Annotated in this window: 5 protein-coding genes, 1 rRNA gene and 1 pseudogene; 1 reads left to right on the top strand and 6 read right to left on the bottom strand. The window is 53.5% G+C overall.

Annotation, left to right across the window (positions count from 1 at the left end; genetic code table 11):
- The 6 genes and pseudogenes from Q8Q07_03420 to Q8Q07_03395 all read right to left on the bottom strand — a co-directional run.
- On the bottom strand, nt 1-347 hold a 347-nt coding region (locus tag Q8Q07_03420; protein MDP3879340.1), incomplete at its 3' end, for an MBL fold metallo-hydrolase.
- Between the two features lie 183 nt (nt 348-530).
- Nucleotides 531-1956, bottom strand: a pseudogene (locus Q8Q07_03415) (ComEC/Rec2 family competence protein).
- Between the two features lie 48 nt (nt 1957-2004).
- Nucleotides 2005-2514, bottom strand: coding sequence for a helix-hairpin-helix domain-containing protein (locus Q8Q07_03410; protein ID MDP3879339.1), 510 nt, complete (start codon nt 2512-2514; stop codon nt 2005-2007).
- 162 nt (nt 2515-2676) lie between these two features.
- Entirely contained in the window at nt 2677-3339 is a 663-nt protein-coding gene (locus tag Q8Q07_03405; protein MDP3879338.1) for a TrkA family potassium uptake protein, read from the bottom strand.
- Nucleotides 3340-3347: 8 nt separating this feature from the next.
- Nucleotides 3348-3746 (bottom strand): TrkA family potassium uptake protein, encoded by a 399-nt coding sequence (locus tag Q8Q07_03400; GenBank protein ID MDP3879337.1) that lies wholly within the window; start codon nt 3744-3746, stop codon nt 3348-3350.
- Nucleotides 3747-3753: 7 nt separating this feature from the next.
- Nucleotides 3754-4191, bottom strand: a complete 438-nt coding sequence (locus Q8Q07_03395; GenBank protein MDP3879336.1) for a universal stress protein — start codon at nt 4189-4191, stop codon at nt 3754-3756.
- A gap of 370 nt (nt 4192-4561) precedes the next feature.
- On the opposite strand from Q8Q07_03395, the gene Q8Q07_03390 reads away from it, so the two are divergent.
- Nucleotides 4562-5001 (top strand): 23S ribosomal RNA (locus Q8Q07_03390); the annotation flags it as partial.

Here is a 5001-nt window from a genome sequence, read left to right as displayed (position 1 = left end):
TGCTGTCCGGCACGGGCCGGAGTATGGACGATATTCTTCTCCTCAATAATACTGAACCACTCATCGTAGAGGGGAGAGTCACTGGCCAAATCCGGGTAGAGCACCTGCTTTACCTGGTATCTGTCCAGCACCGTCACCAGGCCGGTGAGGTGGTCGGCATGGGGGTGGGTCAGTACCACCAGGTCGATTGTCCTGTCCCAGAAGGGCATCTCCTTCCCAAGAGCCAGGCTTATCGCCCGCGGGTCCGGCCCGCCGTCAACCAGCACCTGCTGGCTGCCTTTTTGAATCAGGATGGCGTTACCCTGCCCGACATCGAGAAAGCTAACACGCAGCTTGTCATCAGGCATGGTAGCGGCAGCCACCAGCACCAGAACCGCCAGCACAGTTAAGGGAAAAACTACCCATCTTACTCCGGAAAAGGAATTAAGCGCCCCGGGTATTAGCTCAGCCAGTTTCTTTCTCTGGCTGCCGCACCAGATGACCAGGGCCAGCGCCGAGTAGTACGCCAGTATCAGTGCCGTATTAACCGGGCCGCTTTCAACCGGCGGGACAATAGAAAAGACCCTGACCACCAGTAACAGATAAGATGCGAATAGCCAGGCTACCCAGCCCGCAACCTGGGCCGCGGGCAGAAACACCAGTCCCAGACCTCCCGCCAGAGCGCCGCCGATAATCGTACCCGGCAGGGCCGGCAGGGCAAAGAAAGTAACCAGCGGAGCCACCCAGGAAACAATGCCAAAATAATAGGCAATCAGCGGCCAGACGGCGGCCAGTGCCCCCAGGGTCACGCTGAAGCTATCCGCAATGAGGTTAGCTATCGGGACAATGGCTCCCTCTTCGCCGACTATTCTTCCGACCGCCTTTCTGGTTAGAGACTGCAACGGCGGGAAGACAAAGATTAGCCCGGCCATCGCCATAAAACTCATCTGAAAGGAGGCATCCCGGAGCAGTCCCGGGTCGATACCCACCATAACCGCCGCCGCCAGAGCCAGCGCGGTGACAGCGCTACGCTGCCTGCCCAGCACCTCGGCGGTGAGAAAGATACTGACCATAATCGCCGCCCTGAATACCGGGGCATTCATACCGGTGAGCAAGGCGTAAAACCAGATGGCGCCCAGTGCCAGCCAGACGTGGATATAGCGCCTTTTCCCGAAAAGTCGTATGGCCGAGACTGAGCATGATGACCGCCACGATACCGAGGTGAAGGCCGGAGATAGCCAGCAGGTGAGCGGCGCCGGTGCGCGCGAAATCAGCTTTGACCGCCGGAGGGATATTACCCCGGATACCCAGGACAATACCCTGCGACAATGATGCCTGCGGCTCGGGCAAGACTTGCGTCAGAACCTGAGATAGCCGGTTCCTCAACGAGTAAAGCCACCGCAGCGGCGGAAAACCCTGACCTGTTGCCACAACCCCTATCTTCGGATAGAGCATGGTGGAATAGATTCCCTGATTTGCCAGGTAACCCTGATAGTCAAATTCATCGAGCCGGGGCGGTGTCTCCAGCTTCCCCTTCACCGAAAGCACATCCCCATAGCTGTAGGCAGGGTATACGGGAACAAAAAGCAGGGCAGTCCCGGAGACATCACGCCATTCCTCCCCATCTGTTATGTTTTCAGCCGAAAGATAGAGATGGGTGGTCTTACCGCCGGGTTCGGGGTCTCTGTCTACCATTCCGGTGATTACCACCGTTTCCTGATTGTCGTTATAGTACCGCAGGCTCTCCTCAATACCGGCTGACCTTGCCTGAAAATAAAAGGCGCCGCCGAGGAGAGCGAAGAGACAAAGGCTGGCTAAAATCAATGGTTGGCTACGTTGACGGAAAAGGAGAAGCAGCGTTAGAGGGATAAACCCGCTAAAGACCAGGGCCAGGGGAATATGGAACTCCCCATCCAGAAAGACTGCCCCCAAAAAGATGCCTGCCAACCAGGCGCAACTCAGGTAGATAACTGACACGAGCGGTATAACCTCTTTCTATGCTCGAAAGCCATCACGGTGGCCGAATCACTCGGCTACGGTAATTAGCGACTCGATCCGCTGGTAGCTAGTGATTCCGATGCCGTCAACCTCAAGCAACTGCTGAATATTGAGGAAAGGCCCATTTTGCTGGCGGTAGTCAACGATACGCTGCGCCAGGGTATCACCAATGCCGGGCAGGGCTTTAAGCAGCCAGCTGTCGGCCCGGTTAATGTCTATTTTCTGCGGCTCCCCTGTTTCCCCCCCTCCGCCGATATCCAGTTCGAGAGCCATCAGGTTGGCATTGACAGTGGCGCCGCCAGCCGCCCGTAAGAGCTTTTCCAGGCTATCGCTCCCGGTAAAAGGGTAGAAGCCGGGGTTATTGATATTGCCGCCAATGTAAATCGCACCCTGCACATCCTGAGCCGGGGGCAAATAAATCTCCACAGGCCGGCCGGGACTGTATCTTAACCAGACTATGCTACCACCGACCGCGATGATGACCACGAGCAGAATAGTAACCAGCATCCAGTACCGGTTAAACCTACTTTGCAACATAGCAGACCTCCAGCCTCAGATACTCTGTATTAACGCCCTGCGTCCGGCCTTGATGACGGACTGGCAGTACCCTTGAATAACAGAGTCCCCCAAACACTGAACAGGAATTACGGAATTAAGGAGATTAGACTCGCGGAACACCGGAGAAGGAGAGCGATTTTTTTAAGCGTCTCTCAGGGTAGAGCGCAATATTCCTTCCAGCTCAGGGGGTGTAACCGCTATTACCTGGTCCTCAGCCTGAAGGATTGTGGTGCCTGAGGGAACCATCGGTTTACGTTCCTTGCGAATAATCAGCGAGAGTACCACTCCCTCCGGTAATGACAGCTGTTTTATCTGCTTGCCCACGGTGGCTGATTCGGGCGGTATCTTTATTTCGACGATTTCCAGTCCTTTGTCTCTAATCGTCATTAAATGCGTTATGGGGTGCGTGGGCACCTCTGTTTCAATACTCTCCAGGATGATATTGGTGCTGCTGATGGTGACATCAACACCCAGCTTCTTAAAAAGGGCTTCATTTCGGGGATTTCTGATACGGGCAATGGTACGGGGCACATTAAACTTGTGCTTGGCTACCTGGCAGGCAACCAGATTATCCTCGTCGTCGCCGGTCACCGCGACGAGCATATCAGCCCGGTCAGTACCGACCTCAGCCAGTGTAGAAGCCTCACACCCATCCCCGAGAAAACAAATGCTGCCCATTTCGTCGGTGAAGGCATCACAGATAGCTGTCTCTCTTTCAATCACCAGCACCTCATGCCCCTCTTCGAGCAAAGCTCTGGTCAAATAATAGCCCACGCGGCCGCCACCGACGACTATGATGTACATCGTTCCCTTTAGCTCTCCAGTTTCTCTTTCAGCATATTGGCGAATACCGTGGTCGGACTGATAGTTTCCAGTCCTAATGTCTGGTAAAGCTCCTGCCGTAACGGGTCATAGATACGGCATATTACCCTGGGCACATTAAAAATATGTTTGGCAATCTGGGCCGCCAGAACATTGCGGTTATCCCCCTGGGTTACTGCCACAAAAGCATCGGCCTGCTCAATACCCGCTTTTTTAAGTGATTCCTCATCAATACCGTTACCCACCAGTGCGGTGCCTTTGAACTCGGGGGGCAACCGCCGGAAACTGCGGGGGTTAATATCCAGAACGGTAACGGCGTGTTCTTCAGCGGCCAGTAATGCCGCTAACCGCGCGCCGACACGCCCGCAACCCATAATTACTATCTTCATTCTATCTTCATTCGCTCAACTCGGGGTGTTTTTGATGGTATAGTATAACACGGCAGGGCGCATTTTTTAAGACATAGGGCACCACATCACCCAGACTGAACTGCCCGAAATGCTTCTTATACTCAACACCCATCAAGATGAGGTCAGCTTCACGCTCCACGGCTTCATCAATGATGGTCGGCCCTACCTCACGGGCTTGAAGAAGGTCTGTCTCCAGCTTGTAGTCCTGTTCCTCGGCGATAACCTCAGCGTGGTCCAGTATCTCCTCGGCTTTCCGGATTTCAGGCTCAATCTCGGCATCCACAGGCAGGGTGCGTTTTACGGTAATGACATAGACCGCCCAGATTTTGCCCTTGTTTTTCCTGGCCAGCTGGCAGGCCAGCTTTATTGTTTCATCATCTACTTCCGTACCGACTACCGGCACCAGGATTTTACGAAATTCCATAACCTTCCAACTTTATTTATTTAAGCAAAGGGTATTATAGTGCCCCTGTCAAAATTGTACAACACCCCCATGCCAAAATAAATCTTGACGGTCAGACAGCGGAGGAGAGAAATTGAGAAAACGCCTGCGTTCTTTCTCTACGCGCGGGTGAAAATAGCATTGGTGAAAATGGTATTGACAATAGATAATGGATATGATAGATTATCTATGGTTGAAGAGGTTCTTTATTGATGATAAAGACGGACACATAAAGAGGAAGTGATTGGTGGTTGAGACCAGGCAGCGGCTTGGTGGGTAACCACCGAGCCGTTCTCTTTTGTGTATTGCACATTAACAATCGAATAGCGGGACTAATATCAAATCTGAAGCAGGTCAAGCGGGTGAAAGCGCACGGTGGATGCCTTGGCATCAAGGGCCGAAGAAGGGCGTAGCACGGCTACGATAAGCCTCGGTGAGCTGCCAAACAAGCCAAGCCGGGGATACCCGAATGGGGCAACCCGCTCAGGAAAAACCTGAGCACCCCCAGCTGAACACATAGGCTGGGAGGAGGTAAGCAGGGGAAGTGAAACATCTCAGTACCCTGAGGAAAAGAAATTATTCCCTGAGTTGTGGCGAACGAAAGGGGAAGAGCCTAAACCTGGTAAGCTTAACGGCGTCAGGGCCTATGTTTACCAGGTGTTGTAAGACAGGTAGGACTGAACCTGAAATAAGTCGAGGAGTTACCAACCGAACCCTAGTCGAAGGTCTCTGGAAAGAGTAGCCATAGAGGGTGACAGCCCCGTAGATGAAAGGGGGAGGCTCCTTACCTGT

Source organism: Dehalococcoidales bacterium (assembly GCA_030698765.1).
In the GTDB taxonomy this organism is placed as follows: Bacteria; Chloroflexota; Dehalococcoidia; order Dehalococcoidales; family UBA2162; genus JAUYMF01.
Note: the sequence above shows the minus strand (reverse complement) of the source record. Positions and strands in the feature narration are given on the sequence as shown.

Coding starts and splice junctions, on each gene's coding strand:
- Q8Q07_03410 (MDP3879339.1), bottom strand. CDS start 2,514: ATGTTGCAAAGTAGGTTTAACCGGTACTGGATGCTGGTTACTATTCTG.
- Q8Q07_03405 (MDP3879338.1), bottom strand. CDS start 3,339: ATGTACATCATAGTCGTCGGTGGCGGCCGCGTGGGCTATTATTTGACC.
- Q8Q07_03400 (MDP3879337.1), bottom strand. CDS start 3,746: ATGAAGATAGTAATTATGGGTTGCGGGCGTGTCGGCGCGCGGTTAGCG.
- Q8Q07_03395 (MDP3879336.1), bottom strand. CDS start 4,191: ATGGAATTTCGTAAAATCCTGGTGCCGGTAGTCGGTACGGAAGTAGAT.